The following is a 16,925-nucleotide window of genomic DNA, read 5'->3' on the forward strand; positions in this document are numbered from 1 at the left end:
GCGGACCTCAGGCGTCCCGAATGAGTCATTCGCGACACCGGTGGAAGCCGCACGCGGGCCGGCGCCGGTCAGCGGTCGCCGGCCGGTGGCCGGGTGCCCAGCAGCCGGTGGGCACGCAGGGCCATCTGGATCTCCAGGCGCTTCGCCGGGTCCGCCAGCCGGTCGCCGAACAGCTCGCTCAGCTGGCTCACGCGGTAGCGGACCGTCTGGGGGTGGATCCGCAGGGCCTGCGCGATCTCCGGCGTGTTCCCGTTGTGCTCCAGCCAGCTCAGCAGCGTTTCGGCCAGCCGGGTCTGCTGCTTGGCCGTCAGGCCGGCGAACGGGGACAGTGCCTTCGCCGACAGCTCGTCGAGCAGGAAGCGGTCGATCAGCAGCCAGTGCGTCGCCAGGTGGTCGGCCGTGTGCGTGACCGGGTCGTCGCCCGCCAGGCCGCGGCGAACCAGGTCGAGCGTGCGGCGGGCCCACCGCAGGGACGTCGCCGCTTCGGCCGGGCGGACGCGGGGGCCGACCGCCGCGCGCCAGCCCGGGAGGCGGCCTTCGAGGCCGCGCAGGTCGCGGTCCGGGTTCGGGGTCAGCAGGCACGGCTCGGGGCCGTCGAGATCGACGAGCACGTCGGCGGCCATCTGCGGGGTCGGCGGTGGGTGCCGGTCGGTCTGCGGGTCGAGCGCGACGACCGTGACCCACTCCGGGATCTCCCACTGCGCCGCCTCGGCCAGCGTCGCCAGGGTGGCCGGGGACGACGGCGGGGTGGCCAGCAGCAGTTCGAAGAGCCGGCGCCGGCGGCGCTCGAGCGTGCCGGTCGCCATCGCCTGCGCCAAGGTGTACCCCTCGACCGAGTACGCGGAAATCTCTTCCACGTAGGCGAAAATGGCTTCCGCGCCGACGCACAGCACGGCCGCCGGGAACCGGTAGGCCTGGCCCAGTTCGGCCACGTACCGCCACGCCGCCCGCCCACCCGCGCGGTAGGCGGCCTGTAGGGAATTGAGGCTGCCGCCGTCGTGGTGGACGCGCTTGCCGACCTCCACGAACAGCTTCGGCCAATCGTCCTGTGTGGACGCCAGGTCCTCGATGCTGTCGATGCAGCTGAGGACCGCCTGCTCGATCGCGAGCACGGTCATCTTGCCGAACTCGCCCTCGAGGGGCTTGGCGTATTCGGGAACGGCCTTCTGGACCTCGTCGAGGATCCGCCGGGCGAGCGGGTCGGCGTGCGCCCGGAAGCGCCCGGCCAGTTCGGTGGGCAGCGAGCACCACAGCTGCCGCGCGCGGCCGGTGCCCCGCGGGTGCGGAATCGCCGCCTGCGTGATCGTCCGGCTCATGGTTCAGACCCCTTGCCGCGCCGCCTGGAGACTTCGCGCCGTCGTCGGCGCGAACGTCATGTACTCACACGGGAACGGACTTGGCAACCGGCGTCCCTGCCCCGGGCGCGGGTTCTGTCACGCCGGGACCAACGGCCGCACCGGAGTTTGTCACCTGCCCGACAAAGCGGAACGCTAATCGCGGCAAAGGTTTCCGGGATTCGATTTGTGAACTCAGGCGGTATCTTCGCGCCCTGTCCGGTTGTTAGCGTGATCAACCGGCATGCGTGAGGAGAAAACCCGATGACGGCGCTTGTTTCCTGGTGTTTCCGCCGGGCCGGCGTCGTTGTCGTGCTGTGGCTGCTGGCGCTGGGCGGGCTGGTTTCCGCCGCGCTGCACACCGGCGCGGCCTTCCGCGACACCGTGGACCTGCCCGCCGCGGACAGCACGGCCGCGGCGAACCTGCTGCGCGCCACCGGGGCCGGTGGCGCCGGGGAACGCGTCGTCGTGCGCTCGCCGGACGGCCCGGTCGACACCGGTGCGGGCCGCGTCCGGCTCGACGCGCTCGCCGCCCGGCTGGCGGCGTTGCCGCACGTCGTGGCGGTCGAGCCGCCGCCCGGTCAGGTGTCCGCCGACCGGCGGACCGCGGTGCTCACCGTGCGCTTCGACGCCCCGGCCGCCGACCTCGGCCAGGGAACGGCCGACGCGCTCGCCGCCACCGTCCGCGACGCCGAGGGCCTGACCGCGGGCGCGTCCGGCGAGCTCGCCGCGATGACGGCCGCCGCGCCCGACCTCGGCAACGCCGGCATCGGCCTGCTCGCCGCGGCCGTGGTGCTGCTGGTGGCCTTCGGCTCGGTGACCTGCGTGCTGCTCCCGGTCCTCACCGCGGCGGTCTCGGTCGGCTGCGCGCTGGCCGCCGTGACGCTGTTGTCGCACGTCATGACGATGCCGAAGATCAGCACCGAGATCGCCGCGCTGCTCGGGCTCGGCGTCGGCGTCGACTACGCGTTGTTCGTGCTCACTCGCTACCGGCAGGGCCGCCGGGACGGCGCCGATCCGGCGGGCGCGCTGGCCGTCGCGGCCGCGACCTCCGGCCGGAGCGTGGTGTTCGCCGGGATCACCGTGTGTGTCTCGCTGGCCGGGATGGTCACCGTCGGCCTGCCGTTCCTGGACGGGATCGCGGTCGCCGCCGCGGTCTCGGTCCTGCTGACCGCGTTCGCCGCGCTGACCCTGCTGCCCGCGCTGCTGCGGCTCGTCGGCCGGCGGATGCGCCTGCGCCCGGACGCCGGGGCCGGCCGGTGGGCCCGGCTCGCCCGGTCGGTCACCGCGCGTCCCGGCCCGTACACCCTCGCCGCCCTGCTGGTCGTGGCCGTGCTCGCGCTCCCGATGACCGGGCTGCGGCTCGGCGTGCCGGACGCCGCGCTCGACCCGCCCGGCAGCGTCACCCGGACCGCCGCCGAACTGCTGAAGGAGGGCTTCGGGCCGGGCGCCGACGCGCCGCTGCTGGTGGTCGGCACCGGCGGCGAATCGGTGGGCACGCTGCGGGAAGCCCTCCTCGCCAGCGCTGACGTCGCCCCGCCGGCCGCGCTGCCCGGCGGTGGCTGGCTGCTGACGGTGCTCCCGCGTACGGGCGGCGGCGACCCGGCGACCGGTGACCTGCTCGCTTCGACGCGGGTGATGGCCAAGCTCATCGGCAGCCCGGACGCGCACGTCGGCGGGGTCGTCGCGGCCCGGGCGGACTTCTCCGCGGCGATCACCGAGCGGCTGCCGCTGTTCCTCGCCGCCGTCGTCGGGATTTCGGTCCTGCTGCTGGCCTGGGTGTTCCGCAGCGTGCTGATCCCGCTCACCGCGGCGGCGATGAACCTGCTGACCGCGGCCGCGACGACCGGGGCGGTGGTGTTCGCCTTCGGGGGCCCGATCGAGCCGTACCTGCCCGTCTTCCTGTTCGCCGGGCTGTTCGGGCTGTCCATGGACTACGAGGTCTTCCTCATCGCCCGCATCCAGGAGGCGTGGCGCCGCCACGGCGACACCCGTGCGGCCGTCGTCGACGGCGTCGCGGCGACCGGCCGGACCATCACCGCGGCCGCGCTGATCATGGCGCTCGTGTTCGTGTCGTTCGCCTTCGTCGACGCCCGGGTGGTGCGCGAGGCCGGCGTCGGGCTCACCGTCGCCGTGCTCCTGGACGCCGTCGTCGTCCGGTGCGTGCTCGTCCCCGCGGTGATGGCCCGGCTGGGTGCGGCGAACTGGTGGTTCCCGCGCCGCAAGGCCGTCGTTCCCGGCGAGCTCGTGGGGAGCACGCAATGACCCGGCGGACCCTGGTCGTACTCGCGCTGGGCGCCTTCGTCACGGCCCTGGACAACACGATCGTCGCCGCGGGAGCGCCGTCCATCGCCCGCGAGCTCGCCCTCGACGTCGGGGCTCTGTCATGGATCGCGCTCGGGTACATGCTCCCGTTCGCCGGGCTCCTGCCGGTGGCGGGCGCGCTGGTCGACCGCTGGGGCCGGCGCCCGGCCCTGATCGGCGCCCTCCTCGCCTTCGGGGCCGGTGCGGCGGCGGGCGGGCTGGCGGGCACGGCGTGGCTCCTGGTCGCCGCACGGGTCCTCCAGGGCATGGCGGCCGCGTTCCTGGTGCCGGGCCTGCTCAGCCTGCTGCGCACCAACCTCGACGCGCGCGGGCGGACGCTCGGCGCGGCGGTGTGGACGGCCTGCCTGGCGGCCGCGCTGGCCCTCGGCCCGGCGCTCGGCGGCGTCCTGAGCGAATACTGGGGCTGGGCCTGGATCTTCTTCGTCAACCTGCCGTTCGTGGCCGCGATGCTCGTGCTGCTGCCCTCGACCGTGCCGCCCGGCCGCGGCGCAGGGACTCGCGCGCCACCGGCGTCGGCGATGATCCTGGTGACGGCGAGCCTGGTGCTGCTCACCACCGCGCTGGCCGAACCCGGGCTCCGGCTCCCGCTGCTGGCCGCCGGGACCGCGCTCGGCGTGGCGTTCCTCGTCCGCGAACGGCGCGCAGCCGAGAGGCTGGTCCCGCCGGCCCTGACCGGGAACCGGGTGTTCCTGGGGTCGCTCGGCCTGCAGCTGCTGTGGGGTCTGGGGATCTCCGGGATCTTCTTCTTCACGCCGTTGCTGCACCAGGAGTTCCTCCGGCTCGGCCCGGCCGGCGCCGGGCTGCCGCTGGTGCTGGTCGCGGTGGCGGTGGTGGCCGCGACCCCGCTGGTGCCGGCGGCCGTCGCCCGCCACGGTCCACTTCGGACGGTGGCGGCGGGGCTGGTCGTGGTCGGCGCGGGGCTGCTCGCCCTCGCCGCGGTGAACCACGTGCCCGCGCTGTGGCCGCGCGTGCCCGGCATGGTCCTGATCGGCGCGGGCTCGGCCTTCACCGTCCCGATGACCTCGCACGCGCTCGACGTCGTGGCCGAGCGGTATTCCGGGACGGCGTCGGGATGGCTCACCGCGGGCCGGGAACTGTCGAGCGCGCTGGGTGTCGCGCTGATCGGCGCGGTGCTGACGTCGGTGCGCGCGGCCCGGCTCGACGCCGGCGTCCCCGCCGGGGCGGCGCTCGCCGGCGGGTACACCGCGGGCCTGCTCGTCGCGGCCGGGCTGACGTTCGCCGGCGCGCTGCTGGCCGTGCGCGTGCCGCGGGACCGGCCCGCCGAGACCTCGTCGCCGCGTGACAAACGTGCTGTCCCATAACCCGTTTCCCCGTGAGTACCGGAGATCGAATCGTTGACAACCGCATCGGCGCGGTTATTCACTGCGCCGGTAAACGCTCTCTGCGAGGATGCCTTGGAAACCATTTCCCGGCCGGTTCCCGGCACCGGTGCCCCCGTCGCCGCCGGCGAGTCCTTCGCGACCCTCCTGGGTCAGTGGGCGCGCCGCCTCGGCGACCGGATCGCCGTGACCCACCTCGACCACCGCGACGGCGGAGACGGCCGGGCGGTCACGCTCACCTGGCGCGAGCTCGACGAGCGGGTCGAGGCGGTCGCGGCCCGGCTGTCCGAAGTGGCCGGTCCGGGGGAGCGGGCGGCGGTGCTGGCCGGGCAGTCCGCCGGGTACGTCGTCGCGTTCCTCGGTGCGCTGCGGGCGGGACTGGTCGCGGTGCCGCTGTTCGCGCCCGGCCTGCCCGGGCACGCGGGCCGGCTGGCCGCGGCGCTCGCCGACTGCGGCCCGCGCGTCGTGCTGACCACGGCCGGAGAATCCGGGGCGGTCACCCGGTTCCTCGCCGGTTCGCCGGTCGACCCGGTGGTGGTCGACGTCGACACGGTGCCGCCGGCGAAGCCGCGCGAGTGGCCCCAGCCCGATCCGGACGCTCCGGCGTACCTGCAGTACACGTCCGGGTCGACGCGCTCGCCGGCCGGGGTCGTGCTGACCCACCGCAACGTCCTCGCCAACGCCCGTCAGGCCTGTGCGGCCTACGGCGCCGAAAGCGGGACCACGTCGGCGGTCAGCTGGCTGCCGCTGTTCCACGACATGGGGCTGATCCTCGGCATCGGCGCGCCGATGGCCGGCGGGCTGGAGTCGGTCCTGATGGACCCGCTGGCGTTCCTCGAACGGCCCGTGCGCTGGCTGCGGGCCCTCTCGGCCAGCCCGGGCGCGATCAGCGCGGCCCCCAACTTCGCCTACGCCTACTGCGCTTCCCGCGTCACCGAGGCGGACAAGGTCTACCTCGAGCTGAGCCGGGTCGTCTCGCTGATCAACGGTAGCGAGCCGGTGCTGCCGGCGACGATCGCGAAGTTCCACGACGCCTTCGCCGAGTGCGGGCTGCGGCCGGAGGTGCACCGGTCCTCCTACGGGCTGGCCGAGGCCACCGTGCTGGTTTCGGTGACCGACGCGGGGAAACCGCCGCGGCAGATCACCTTCGACCGGGCGCGGCTCGCCGCCGGGTACGCGGAGCCCGCCGTCCCGGGCGCGTCCACCACGACGCTCGTCTCGTGCGGCCGCCCGGCCGGCCAGCGGGTGCGGATCGCCGACCCGGTGACCGGGCGGCCCGCCGGACCGGGCGAGGTCGGCGAAATCCGGGTCAGCGGCCCCAACGTCGGCCGCGGGTACTGGGGCCGGGCGGAAGCGTCGGCGGCCACCTTCGGGCTGCCCCCGCTCGATCCGGAGACCGGCGAGGGCTGGCTGGCGACCGGCGACCTCGGCGTGGTCTTCGACGGCGAGCTGTTCGTCACGGGCCGGCTGAAGGACCTGGTCGTCGTCGACGGCCGCAACCACTACCCCCAGGACATCGAGCAGACCGTCGAGGACCACCCGGCCGTCCGGCCGCATTCGGCCGCGGCCTTCGCGATCGACGGCGCCGACGGGGAAGCCGCGGTCGTCGTCCTCGAACGCGCGAAAGGCAGCGAAACCGACGTCGCCGAAGCCGCCGCGGCCCTGCGGGCGGCGGTGTCGGCCGGCCACGGCCTGCGCCTGCACGACGTCGTCTTCCTGCCACCGGGCGAGGTGCCCCGCACGTCCAGCGGCAAGATCAGCCGCGCCCGGAGCCGGGTGTCCTACCTGGACGGTGCGCTCACCGCGCGGCGGCTCGGATGAGCGCGCCGGACGCCGCGGCGATCCGCGACTGGCTCGTCAGCCGGATCGGCGTCGCCGATGTGGACCGGCCGTTGCACGAAACCGGACTGTCCTCACGGGACGCGACCAGCCTGGCGGCCGACCTCGGCGCGTTCGTCGGCCGCCCGCTCGCCCCGACCCTGGTGTGGCAGTACCCGACGATCACCGCGCTCGCCTCGCATCTGTCCACTGTGGATCCGTCATCGGCGTACGTGCCGTTGGCGGAGGACGGCGAGCCGATCGCGGTCATCGGCCTCGGCTGCCGCCTGCCGGGCGGGATCGAATCCCCGGAAGCGTTCTGGCGGTTCCTCGACGCGGGCGGCGACGGCATCGGCGACGTCCCCGAGGGCCGCTGGGAGACGTTCGCGCCGGCGGAGGACCTCGCCGGCGTGCCGGCACGCGGCGGGTTCCTCGGCGACATCGCCGGGTTCGACGCCGAATTCTTCGGCATCACCCCGCGGGAAGCCGCGGCGATGGACCCGCAGCAGCGGATGCTCCTGGAGGTCGCCTGGTCGGCACTGGAACACGCGGGGATCCCGCCGGCCACGCTGCGCGGCAGCCGGACGGGGGTGTTCGTCGGGCTGTCGGCCACCGAGTACGGCTCGCTGACGATGACCGACGTCGCGGGGGTCGACGTCTGGGCAAGCACCGGCGCGGCGGCGAGCATCGCGGCGAACCGGCTGTCGTACCTGCTCGACCTGCGCGGACCCAGCCTGACACTGGACACGGCGTGCTCGTCGTCGCTGGTGGCGGTGCACCAGGCGGTGCAGAGCCTGCGCCGCGGCGAAAGCGAGACGGCGCTGGTCGCCGGGGTGAACGTCCTGCTCTCGCCCGGCATCACGGCGGGCTTCCACCGGGCGGGCGTGCTGGCCGCGGACGGGCACTGCAAGCCGTTCGACGCCGCCGCCGACGGAATCGCCCGGGGCGAGGGCTGCGGCGTCGTCGTGCTGAAGCCGCTGCGGGCGGCCCGCGGTGATCGGGTGCTGGCGGTGATCCGCGGCAGCGCGGTGAACTCCGACGGCCGGTCCAACGGCCTGACGGCCCCGAACCCGGACGCCCAGGCGGCCCTGCTGCGCGACGCGTACGCCACGGCGGGCGTCGATCCGTCCTCAGTGGACTACGTCGAGGCGCACGGGACCGGGACACCGCTGGGGGACCCGCTGGAGGCGGGTGCGCTGGCGGCCGTGCTCGGGGCGGGACGGCCGGCGGACCGTCCGCTGCTGCTGGGGTCGGTGAAGAGCAACCTGGGCCACCTCGAAGGCGCGGCCGGGATCGCGGGGCTGCTGAAGGTGGTGCTGGCGATGACGCACCGGCGGGTGCCGCCGAGCCTGCACTTCCGTGCGCCGAACCCGCACATCGACTTCACCGGGCTGCGGGTCGTTTCGGCGGGCACGGACTGGCCGCGCTACTCGGGGACGGCGCGGGCCGGGGTGTCGGCGTTCGGTTTCGGCGGGACGAACGCGCACCTGGTGGTGGAGGAGTGGCCGGCCGCGTCGTTCCCGGTCCGGGCCGGTGACGGTGGTCCGCAGGTGTTCGCGCTGTCGGCCCGGTCGGCGGAAGTGTTGCGTGCGCGGGCGGGCGAGCTGGCGGATTGGCTGGCGGAGGATTCCGCGCCGCTCGACGCGGTCGCGTCGACGCTGGCGCACCGCCGGGAGCACCTGCCGGTGCGCGGGGCGGTGGTCGGGGAGAGCCGCGACGAGGTGGTCGAGGCTCTGCGAGACCTGGCCGCCGGTACCGAACGCCCCCATGTGGCGTCGGAGGCGCCCGACGCCGCATCGGGGCGCTGGGGTGAGCGGGGTGTGGTCTTCGTCTTCTCCGGCTATGGCTCGCAGTGGTCCGGCATGGGACGCCAGCTGCTTCGCGCCGAACCCGCGTTTCGGGCCGAAATCGAGGCGCTCGATCCCGTCTTCCGCGCCGAAGCCGGGTTCTCGCTGCGCGACGCGCTCGAGCACGACCTGCCCGACCTCGCCGCGACCCAGCTCGCCCTGTTCGGCGTGCAGCTCGCCCTGGCCGCTCTCTGGCGGGCACACCAGGTCGTGCCCGCCGCCGTGCTCGGGCACTCGATGGGCGAGGTGGCCGCCGCCGTCGTGGCCGGGGCGCTCGACGTCGCCGATGGCCTGAAGGTCATGGCCGCCCGGGCCCGGCTGCTCGCCGAACTCGACGAACGCGGTGGCGGGGCGATGGCCGTCGTCGAGCTCACGGCCGCCGAACTCGCCGCCTTCCCCGACGTCACCATCGCCGTCTACGCCTCGCCCACCCAGTGCACCATCAGCGGGGCCGCCGACGACGTCGACACCGTGGTCGCGCACGCCGAAAGCCTCGGCCGGCTCGCCCGGCGGCTGCCGGTCGGGGGCGCCGGGCACTCCGCGGCCGTCGAGCCGGTGCTCGGCCCGTTCCGCGACGCGGTGGCGGGGCTGACTCCCGCACCACCGAAAGTCCGGTGCTACAGCAGTGTTCACGACGAGCCGCCGGCCTTCGACGTCGAGTACTGGGCGGCGAACCTGCGCCGTCCGGTGCGGTTCAGCCAGGCCGTGGCCGCGGCGGCCGCCGACGGGCACACCGTCTTCGTCGAAGTCTCGCCGCACCCCGTGGCGCTGGCCGCGCTCGAGCAGTCCGGCGTCTTCGGCCTGCCTTCGGGGAGCCGCCGGATCGACGAGCGGACGGCGTTCCTGACCAGCCTGGCCCGGCTGCACGTCTTCGGTCACCCCGGCGTGCTGGCCGCCCGGCCGCAGACGCCGCCGGTCGAGCTGCCCGGCCCGGTCTGGCGACACGAGCGCTTCTGGCCGCGCCGGACCGTCCGCACCGCCGGTGCCCACCCGCTGCTCGGCGTGCACATCGAGGACCCCGGCGGCGGGCACCTGTGGCGCGGCGACGTCGGCACGGCCGCGCTGCCGTGGCTGGCCGACCACACCGTCCGGGACGTCCCGGTGTTCCCGGCCACCGGCTTCCTCGAACTCGCGCTCGCCGCGGCCGGTCCGGGCGGCCGCGTCCAGGACCTCGAACTGCACGAAGTCCTCCCGCTCGGCGACCACACCGAGGTGACCACGACGCTCCGTGGCAGCGAGCTGAGTGTCCACACGAGAACCGGGCCGTGGATCCGGCACGCCACCGCGCGGATCGGCACCGGCGGCACGCCGTCGGCACCGTTCGGGGAAACCGCCGGGGAGCCGGTCGACGTCTACCGGGCGCTGGCCGAGCTGGGGCAGTCCTACGGCCCGGCGTTCCGCGGCCTGCGCCGGGTGACCGCCGCGCCCGGGCGCGCGTCGGCGTCGATCGCGCAGCCGGAGACCGGTCATCCCGCGTACGTGCTGCATCCCGCGCTCGCCGACGCCTGCCTGCACGCGCTGGCGGCGGCCGTCGGCGAGGCGGACACGCTCTACCTGCCGCTCAGCGTGGGGGAGGTGGTGCTCGTGGGCGACCCCGGCCGCGGCGTGCGGGTGGACGCGGTGCTCAAGGAGTCCGGCGACGGCGTGCTCGGCAGCGTCCAGCTGGTCGACGCCGGCGACGTCGTCCTGGTCGAATTCCGCGACGTCTACTGCCGCCCCTACCGCGACGCGGCGGTGGCCCGGCTGCTGTTCGAGGCGGCCTGGCAGCCGACGCCGCTGCCCGCCGCCCCGGAATTGTCGGTGCCGGCCGGTAGCGTGGAAAACGGGGGGCGCCCCCGCGGGCAGCGCTGGATCGTGCTGTCGGAGGACGATCGCGAGTTCGCGGGCGACGACGTCCGGACCGCCCGCCTCGGCGATCGGGCCGAGCTCGCGAAACTCCTGCGCGACGGCGAACCGGCCGCGGTCCTCGCCCTGCTCGGCGCCGCGGCCGAGCCCGATCCCGTGCGCGGGGCGCGCCTGGTCGAGACCCTGGCCGGGGTCGTCGCCGAGCTGGCCGAACTACCCGTGGCGCCGAGGTTGTGGCTGGTGAGCGCCGGTGCGCACGCCGTCGATCCCGGCGAGCGGGGCGACCCGGCGTTGGCGGCGCTGCGCGGGCTCGTGCGCGTGCTGGCGTTCGAGCACCCCGAACTGAGGGTGAGCCACGTCGACGGGCTGGATCGGCTGCGGGACGAGGTCCGCGCGGACGGGCCGGACGACGAAGTCGCCTGGCGCCACGGCGTCCGGTACACGCGGCGCCTGAGCCGTCCTGCCCTCGGCGACCCGGTGCGCGAGCCGGTCCGCGACGGCGCGTACATCATCACCGGCGGCCTCGGCGGCCTGGGCCTGGCCGCGGCGCGGTGGCTGGCCGAGCGGGGCGCGACGCGGCTGGTGCTGAACAGCAGGCACGCCGCCGATCCCGGGCTGGGCCTCGACGTCCGCGTGGTGCCCGGCGACATCGCCGCCCCCGGCACGGCCGAAACCCTGGTCGCGGCGGCCGTCGAAGGAGGCGTGCCGCTTCGCGGGGTGCTGCACGCCGCCGGTGTCCTGGCCGACGGCGCCGCGATCAGCCTCGACGGCGACGCGCTCGACGCGGTCTGGCGGCCGAAGGCGCTGGGCGCGTGGCGGCTGCACGAGGCGACGGCGGGGCACGACCTCGACTGGTGGCTGGTGTATTCCTCGGCGGCGGCGTTGTTCGGATCACCGGGCCAGGCCGCGTACGCGACGGCGAACGCGTGGGCCGACGCGCTCGTCACGTGGCGCCGCGCCCAGGGGCTTCCGGCGGCGACGATCGGCTGGGGCGCGTGGGGCGAGGTCGGTGCGGCGGCCGGCTCGGCGAACCCGGTGCTGGAGCCGCTCGGCACCGAGGAAGCGCTGTCGGCGTTGGAGTTCGTGCTCGCGCGGGACCGGGCGGCGACCGGGGTGGCCCGGGTGGATTCGGGGACGGTGCTGGAGATGTTCCCGCGGCTGGGGGAGCGGCCGTTCTTCGCGCTCTTCTCACCAGGGCACTCAACGTCTGCTTGGGACGGCCTGGACGCGCTGCGCTCGGGCACCCCGGAGGCGGCCCGCGAGGCGATCGCTGCGCACTTGGCGGGGGTGATCGCGGACCTGCTGGGGTTGGCGGAAGTCGACCGGACGGTACCGCTCACGCGGCTGGGGCTGGATTCGCTCTCGGCGATGCGGGCTCGCGGCGCGGTGGAACGGGACTTCGGGGTGCCGTTGCCGATTCCGCTGCTACTGCGCGGGGCCAGCCTGGGGGAGCTTGCCGCGCACTTGGCCGAGCAGGCGGGCTTCGGGGTGGCTGCGCCGGCCGCCGCGCCGGTCGTCACCGGGCCGCGGGATCCCGCCGAACGGTGGGTCGCCCGGCACTGGCGAGCCGTCCTCGGCGGGCCCGAACCGGGCGTCCACGACCGCTTCGACGGCGACCCCGCCCAGGCTCGGCAACTCAGGGCGGCCTTCGCCGAGCACCTCACCGACGTCCCCGGCGAAGACCGGCTCTTCGCCACGCCCACCATCGCCGCGATGGCCGATCTCCTGCGCGCCGAGCTCGAAGGCCACGGCGGCGGCCCGGTGCGGCTCCTGCGGGACGGCGTCGGCGGCGAGCCCGTCTTCCTCTTCCACCCCGCCGGCGGCACCGCGAGCGTCTACCGCGAACTCGCCCGGCTGCTCCCCGAAGGCCGGCCCGTCTACGCTTTCGAACGGCTCGACGAAGAGCAGACCGTCGAAGGCAAGGCCGCCCGGTACGCCGAACTCGTCCGGGACATCCAGCCCCACGGCCCCTACCGGCTGGGCGGCTGGTCGTTCGGCGGCTGCCTCGCCTACGAGACCGCGCGTCGGCTGAACGGCGCCGAACTCGTCTTCCTCATCGACACCATCCTGCCGCTGCCCGCCAGCGGCGCCCCGGCCGACCAGCTCCTGGACCGCTTCGACCGGTTCGCCGACCACATCTCCCGGACCTACGGCGTCGCCTTCCGGGTGCCCCGCGAGGAACTGGCGGAGCTCGACGAAGACGCTCAGATCCACCGGGTCATGGCCAAGCTCACCGAGCAGGTGCCGGACATGGGCGCCGGCGTCCTCAAGCACCAGTACGAGTCCTATGTGGACGCGCGGGTGGCCGAGCGGTACACGCCGCAAACCTACGACGGGCGGGTGGTCCTGCTGCGCGCGCAGGAACCGCACCCGCTCACCACCACATTGGACCCGCGGTACCTGCGCACCGACGACGCCCTCGGCTGGGACGAGCACTGCCGTGACCTCGAAGTCGTCCGGGTTCCCGGTGATCACGTGTCGATGATCGATCCACCGCACGTGGCGGTGCTGGCCGAACGGCTCGGGGCGGTGGTGCGGTGATGGACGAGCTCACCCCGACCACCGCGTTCCGGATCGCCGATCTCGCCGCCCGGCAGGACGAAGCCGTCCGGATCGCCGAAAAGAAGGCCGTCGACCGGCAGCACGCCAAGGGGAAGCTGACCGCGCGCGAGCGGATCGCGCTGCTGCTGGACCCCGGGTCCTTCGTGGAGGCCGACCAGTTCGCGCGGCACCGGTGCGGCGAGTTCGGGATGGACACGAACCGGCCGTGGGGTGACGGCGTCGTCACCGGGCACGGCACCGTCGACGGGCGGCAGATCTGCGTGTTCTCCCAGGACTTCAGCGTCTTCGGCGGCAGCCTCGGCGAGGTCTCCGGCGAGAAGGTGCTCAAGCTGATGGACCTGGCCATGACCATCGGCTGCCCGGTCGTCGGGATCAACGACTCCGGCGGCGCGCGGATCCAGGAAGGCGTCGTCTCGCTGGCCTACTACGCCGAACTCGGGCGCCGCACCGCGCACGCCTCCGGGGTCATCCCGCAGATCTCGATGATCATGGGCCCGTGCGCCGGCGGTGCCGTCTACGCGCCGGCGATGACCGACTTCACCGTGATGGTCGACGACACCTCGCACATGTTCGTCACCGGCCCCGACGTCGTGCAGGCCGTCACCGGGGAGCACGTCACCGCGCAGGAACTCGGCGGGGCGGCCGTGCAGAGCGAGGTCGCCGGCAACGCCCACCACCGGGCCGTCGACGAACCGGACGCCGTCGACTGGGTGCAGACGCTGCTCGGGTACCTGCCCGCGAACAACCTCGACCCCGCGCCCGCGTACGCCGACGACACCAGCGCCGGCCTCACCGCCGCCGACCTCGCGCTCGACCGGCTGGTGCCCGACTCGCCGCACCAGACCTACGACATGACCGAGCTGATCGCCGCGCTGGTCGACGACGGCGAGTTCACCGAGGTGCACAGCGGTTTCGCGGCCAACATGCTCTGCGGGTTCGGGCGGGTGCAGGGCCACACCGTCGGGGTCGTCGCCAACCAGCCGCGGCACCAGGCCGGCGTGCTCGACATCGACGCGTCGGAGAAGGCCGCCCGGTTCGTGCGCTTCTGCGACGCCTTCTCCATCCCGCTGCTCACCCTGGCCGACGTCCCCGGCTACCTGCCGGGCACCGACCAGGAACGCGGCGGAATCATCCGCCGCGGCGCCAAGCTGATCTACGCCTACTCCGAAGCGACCGTGCCGAAGGTGACCGTCGTGGTCCGCAAGGCCTACGGCGGCGGCTACGCGGTGATGGGCTCCAAGCACCTCGGCGCCGACGTCGTGCTGGCCTGGCCCACCGCGGAGATCGCGGTGATGGGCGCCGAAGGCGCGGTGCGGGTGCTCTACCGGCGCGAGCTGGCAGGGCTGCCGCCGGAGGAGCGGGAACCGGCCCGCCGCCGCCTCACCGACGAGTACCGCAAGCGCCACGGCGGCCCCTACCTGGCGGCCGAACGCGGGTACGTCGACCAGGTCGTCACGCCGTCGCAGACCCGCCTCCAGGTGGCTCGGGCCCTGCGGATGCTGCGCACCAAACGCCAGAGCCTGCCGGCCCGGAAACACGGAAACATCCCCCTTTGAGGAGCCCCTATGAAGCGGATCGCCTTGCTGGCGCTGTCCGTCGTCCTCCTGCTCGCCGGTGCCGTGGCGCCCGCACAGGCGAGCCCGGCCGTGGCCGACGACGGCGCGAAGGTCGTCCAGGAGACCTGGGTGGACGCCCGGACGGTCGACCTGCAGATCAGCTCGCCCGCCCTGGGCACCACCGGGATGGTGCGGCTGATCGTGCCGTCCGGGTGGGCGGCGCAGCCGGCGCGGACCTGGCCCGTGCTGTTCCTGCTGCACGGCTGCTGCGAGCCGGTCGACTACCGCTCGTGGGACCAGTTCACCGACGTCAAGGCGTTCACCGCGACCAAGGACGCGCTGGTCGTGATGCCGACCGACGGGGCCGCCGGGATGTACACCAAGTGGTGGAACTTCGGCCTCCGGAACACCCCTGACTGGGACACCTTCCACACCGCCGAAGTGCGCCAGATCGTCGAGCGCGGCTACCGCGGCGGCACGCGCCGGGCGGTGGCCGGGCTGTCGATCGGCGGGTACGGCGCGATGGCGTACGCCTTCAAGCACCCGGGGATGTTCGGCGCGGCCGCGTCCTACAGCGGGGTGCCGAACACGCTCTACCCGGGGCTGCCGGTCTGGATCATCGGCATCCTGGCGCGCGGCGGGTTCTTCAACTACCTCGACCTCTGGGGCGACGCGTTCGGCCTGAAGACGATCTGGACGGCCAACAACCCGTACGACCACATCGACCAGCTGCGCGGCACCGCGCTCTACGTCTCCTGCGGCAACGGGCAGACCGGGCCGCTGGACCCGCCGAACCAGGCGGACTTCCTGGAGTCGACGGCGGAGATGTCGTCCCGCAGCTTCACCGACCGCCTGCGGACCGCGGGCATCCCGGTGACCGTCGACTACTACGGGCCCGGCACCCACAGCTGGCCGTACTGGCAGCGGGCCCTGCACCAGTCCTGGCCGGTGCTGGCCGGCGCGCTGGGCCTCCCGGCCTGAGCGCATTCCCCTTTCCCCGATGGAGGTTGTGGTGAAGCCTGCCCGATGTCGCGCTGTGCTTTCGGCGCTCCTGACCTGCTGCCTGGTGGCGCTGGGTGTCGCGGCGGCGAGTGCGCCCGCCGGAGCGGCGCCGCTGCTGCCCGGGCCGTTCGACGACTCCTTCTACACCCCGCCGTCCCCGCTGCCGGCCGGGAAACCCGGTGACGTCATCCGCTGGCGGCCCACCGTGCCGCTGCTGAACGCGCTGAACGCGGACGCCTGGCAGGTGATGTACCTGTCGACCAACGCGCTCGGGAACCGGAACGCGGTGACCGGGACGATCCTCGTGCCGAAGGGCGTGGACCCGGCCAAGGCGCCGATCGTCGGTTACGCGGTCGGCACGCAGGGGCCGGCGTTCAAGTGCACGGCGTCCAAGGCGATGGAACGCGGCACGCTGTACGACCAGCCCGCCATCAACGACTCGCTGTCCAGCGGCTACGCGGTCGCGGTGACCGACTACGAGGGCTACTCGCCGACGACCGTGCCGACCTACATCACCGGGCAGTCCATGGGGCCCGCCGTGATCGACTCGGTGCGCGCGGCGCAGGACCTCCCGTCCGCCCGGCTTTCGAAGAGCGCCAAGGTGATCTTCCAGGGCTACTCGCAGGGCGGCGGTGGATCGATGTGGGCCGGGGAGAGGCAGCCCGCGTACGCGCCCGAACTGAACGTCGTCGGCGTCGTCGCGGGCGGGGTACCGGCCGACCTGACCGAAGTGGCGAAGGGCCTCGACGGGTACCTCGGCTTCGGGTTCCTGGCCTTCGCCGCGGTCGGGCTCGACGCCGCGTACCCGGATCTGCGGCTGGATTCCTTCCTCAACGAGACCGGCCGACAGCAATTGGGTGACGCCAAGAAGAACGCGTGTGTTGCCGAACTGCTGCTGAACTATTCGTTCAAGAAGATCAGTGACTACACGACGTCGAACCCCCTGGACACCCCGGTGTGGCAGGCGCGGCTGGCGCAGAACAAGCTGGGTGCCCACCCGCCGCGGGTGCCGGTGTTCCAGTACCACGCGAGTGTCGACGAGATCGTCAACACCCCGCAGGCGGAAACGCTGCACCGGGCGTACTGCGCGGCCGGGGTGCGCGAGCAGTGGACCACCTACCTGGCCGACCACGCCACCGGGATCCTCGCCGGCAACGCCGACGCGCACCAGTGGATCGTGAAGCGGTTCAACGGGGATCCGGCTCCGGCGAACTGCTGAGGAAATCCGGGCGGCCACCTCGGAGACCGACGACATCGACCACTTCGGCAACCGCCGCATCCGCACCGTCGGCGAGC

Annotated in this window: 8 protein-coding genes; 7 read left to right on the forward strand and 1 reads right to left on the reverse strand. The window is 74.1% G+C overall.

What is annotated here, in order from left to right:
• Window positions 1-68: 68 nt before the first annotated feature.
• A complete protein-coding gene (locus ACWDN5_RS41095) occupies window positions 69-1,316 on the reverse strand; it encodes a PucR family transcriptional regulator (protein ID WP_449680077.1) in 1,248 nt (415 codons plus the stop codon).
• A 282-nt stretch (window positions 1,317-1,598) separates the two neighbouring features.
• On the opposite strand from ACWDN5_RS41095, the gene ACWDN5_RS41100 reads away from it, so the two are divergent.
• From ACWDN5_RS41100 to ACWDN5_RS41130, 7 genes are all read left to right on the forward strand, one after another.
• A complete protein-coding gene (locus tag ACWDN5_RS41100) occupies window positions 1,599-3,599 on the forward strand; it encodes an MMPL family transporter (protein ID WP_449680078.1) in 2,001 nt (666 codons plus the stop codon).
• Complete coding sequence (locus ACWDN5_RS41105) at window positions 3,596-4,981, forward strand: MFS transporter (protein WP_449680079.1); 1,386 nt, start codon at window positions 3,596-3,598, stop codon at window positions 4,979-4,981. Before ACWDN5_RS41100 ends, ACWDN5_RS41105 begins: the two co-directional genes overlap by 4 nt.
• 93 nt (window positions 4,982-5,074) lie before the next feature.
• A complete protein-coding gene (locus ACWDN5_RS41110; RefSeq protein WP_449680080.1) occupies window positions 5,075-6,820 on the forward strand; it encodes a fatty acyl-AMP ligase in 1,746 nt (581 codons plus the stop codon).
• Window positions 6,817-13,050, forward strand: coding sequence for a beta-ketoacyl synthase N-terminal-like domain-containing protein (locus ACWDN5_RS41115; protein ID WP_449680081.1), 6,234 nt, complete (start codon window positions 6,817-6,819; stop codon window positions 13,048-13,050). Before ACWDN5_RS41110 ends, ACWDN5_RS41115 begins: the two co-directional genes overlap by 4 nt.
• Window positions 13,050-14,627, forward strand: a complete 1,578-nt coding sequence (locus ACWDN5_RS41120; RefSeq protein WP_310975449.1) for an acyl-CoA carboxylase subunit beta — start codon at window positions 13,050-13,052, stop codon at window positions 14,625-14,627. The genes ACWDN5_RS41115 and ACWDN5_RS41120 overlap by 1 nt, the downstream gene beginning before the upstream one ends.
• A 9-nt stretch (window positions 14,628-14,636) precedes the next feature.
• Window positions 14,637-15,608, forward strand: a complete 972-nt coding sequence (locus tag ACWDN5_RS41125) for an alpha/beta hydrolase (protein ID WP_310975450.1) — start codon at window positions 14,637-14,639, stop codon at window positions 15,606-15,608.
• Window positions 15,609-15,627: 19 nt separating this feature from the next.
• Window positions 15,628-16,848 (forward strand): lipase family protein, encoded by a 1,221-nt coding sequence (locus tag ACWDN5_RS41130; RefSeq protein ID WP_449680082.1) that lies wholly within the window; start codon window positions 15,628-15,630, stop codon window positions 16,846-16,848.
• The last annotated feature ends 77 nt before the right edge of the window (window positions 16,849-16,925 follow it).

The organism is Amycolatopsis sp. NPDC003731 (assembly GCF_053586895.1).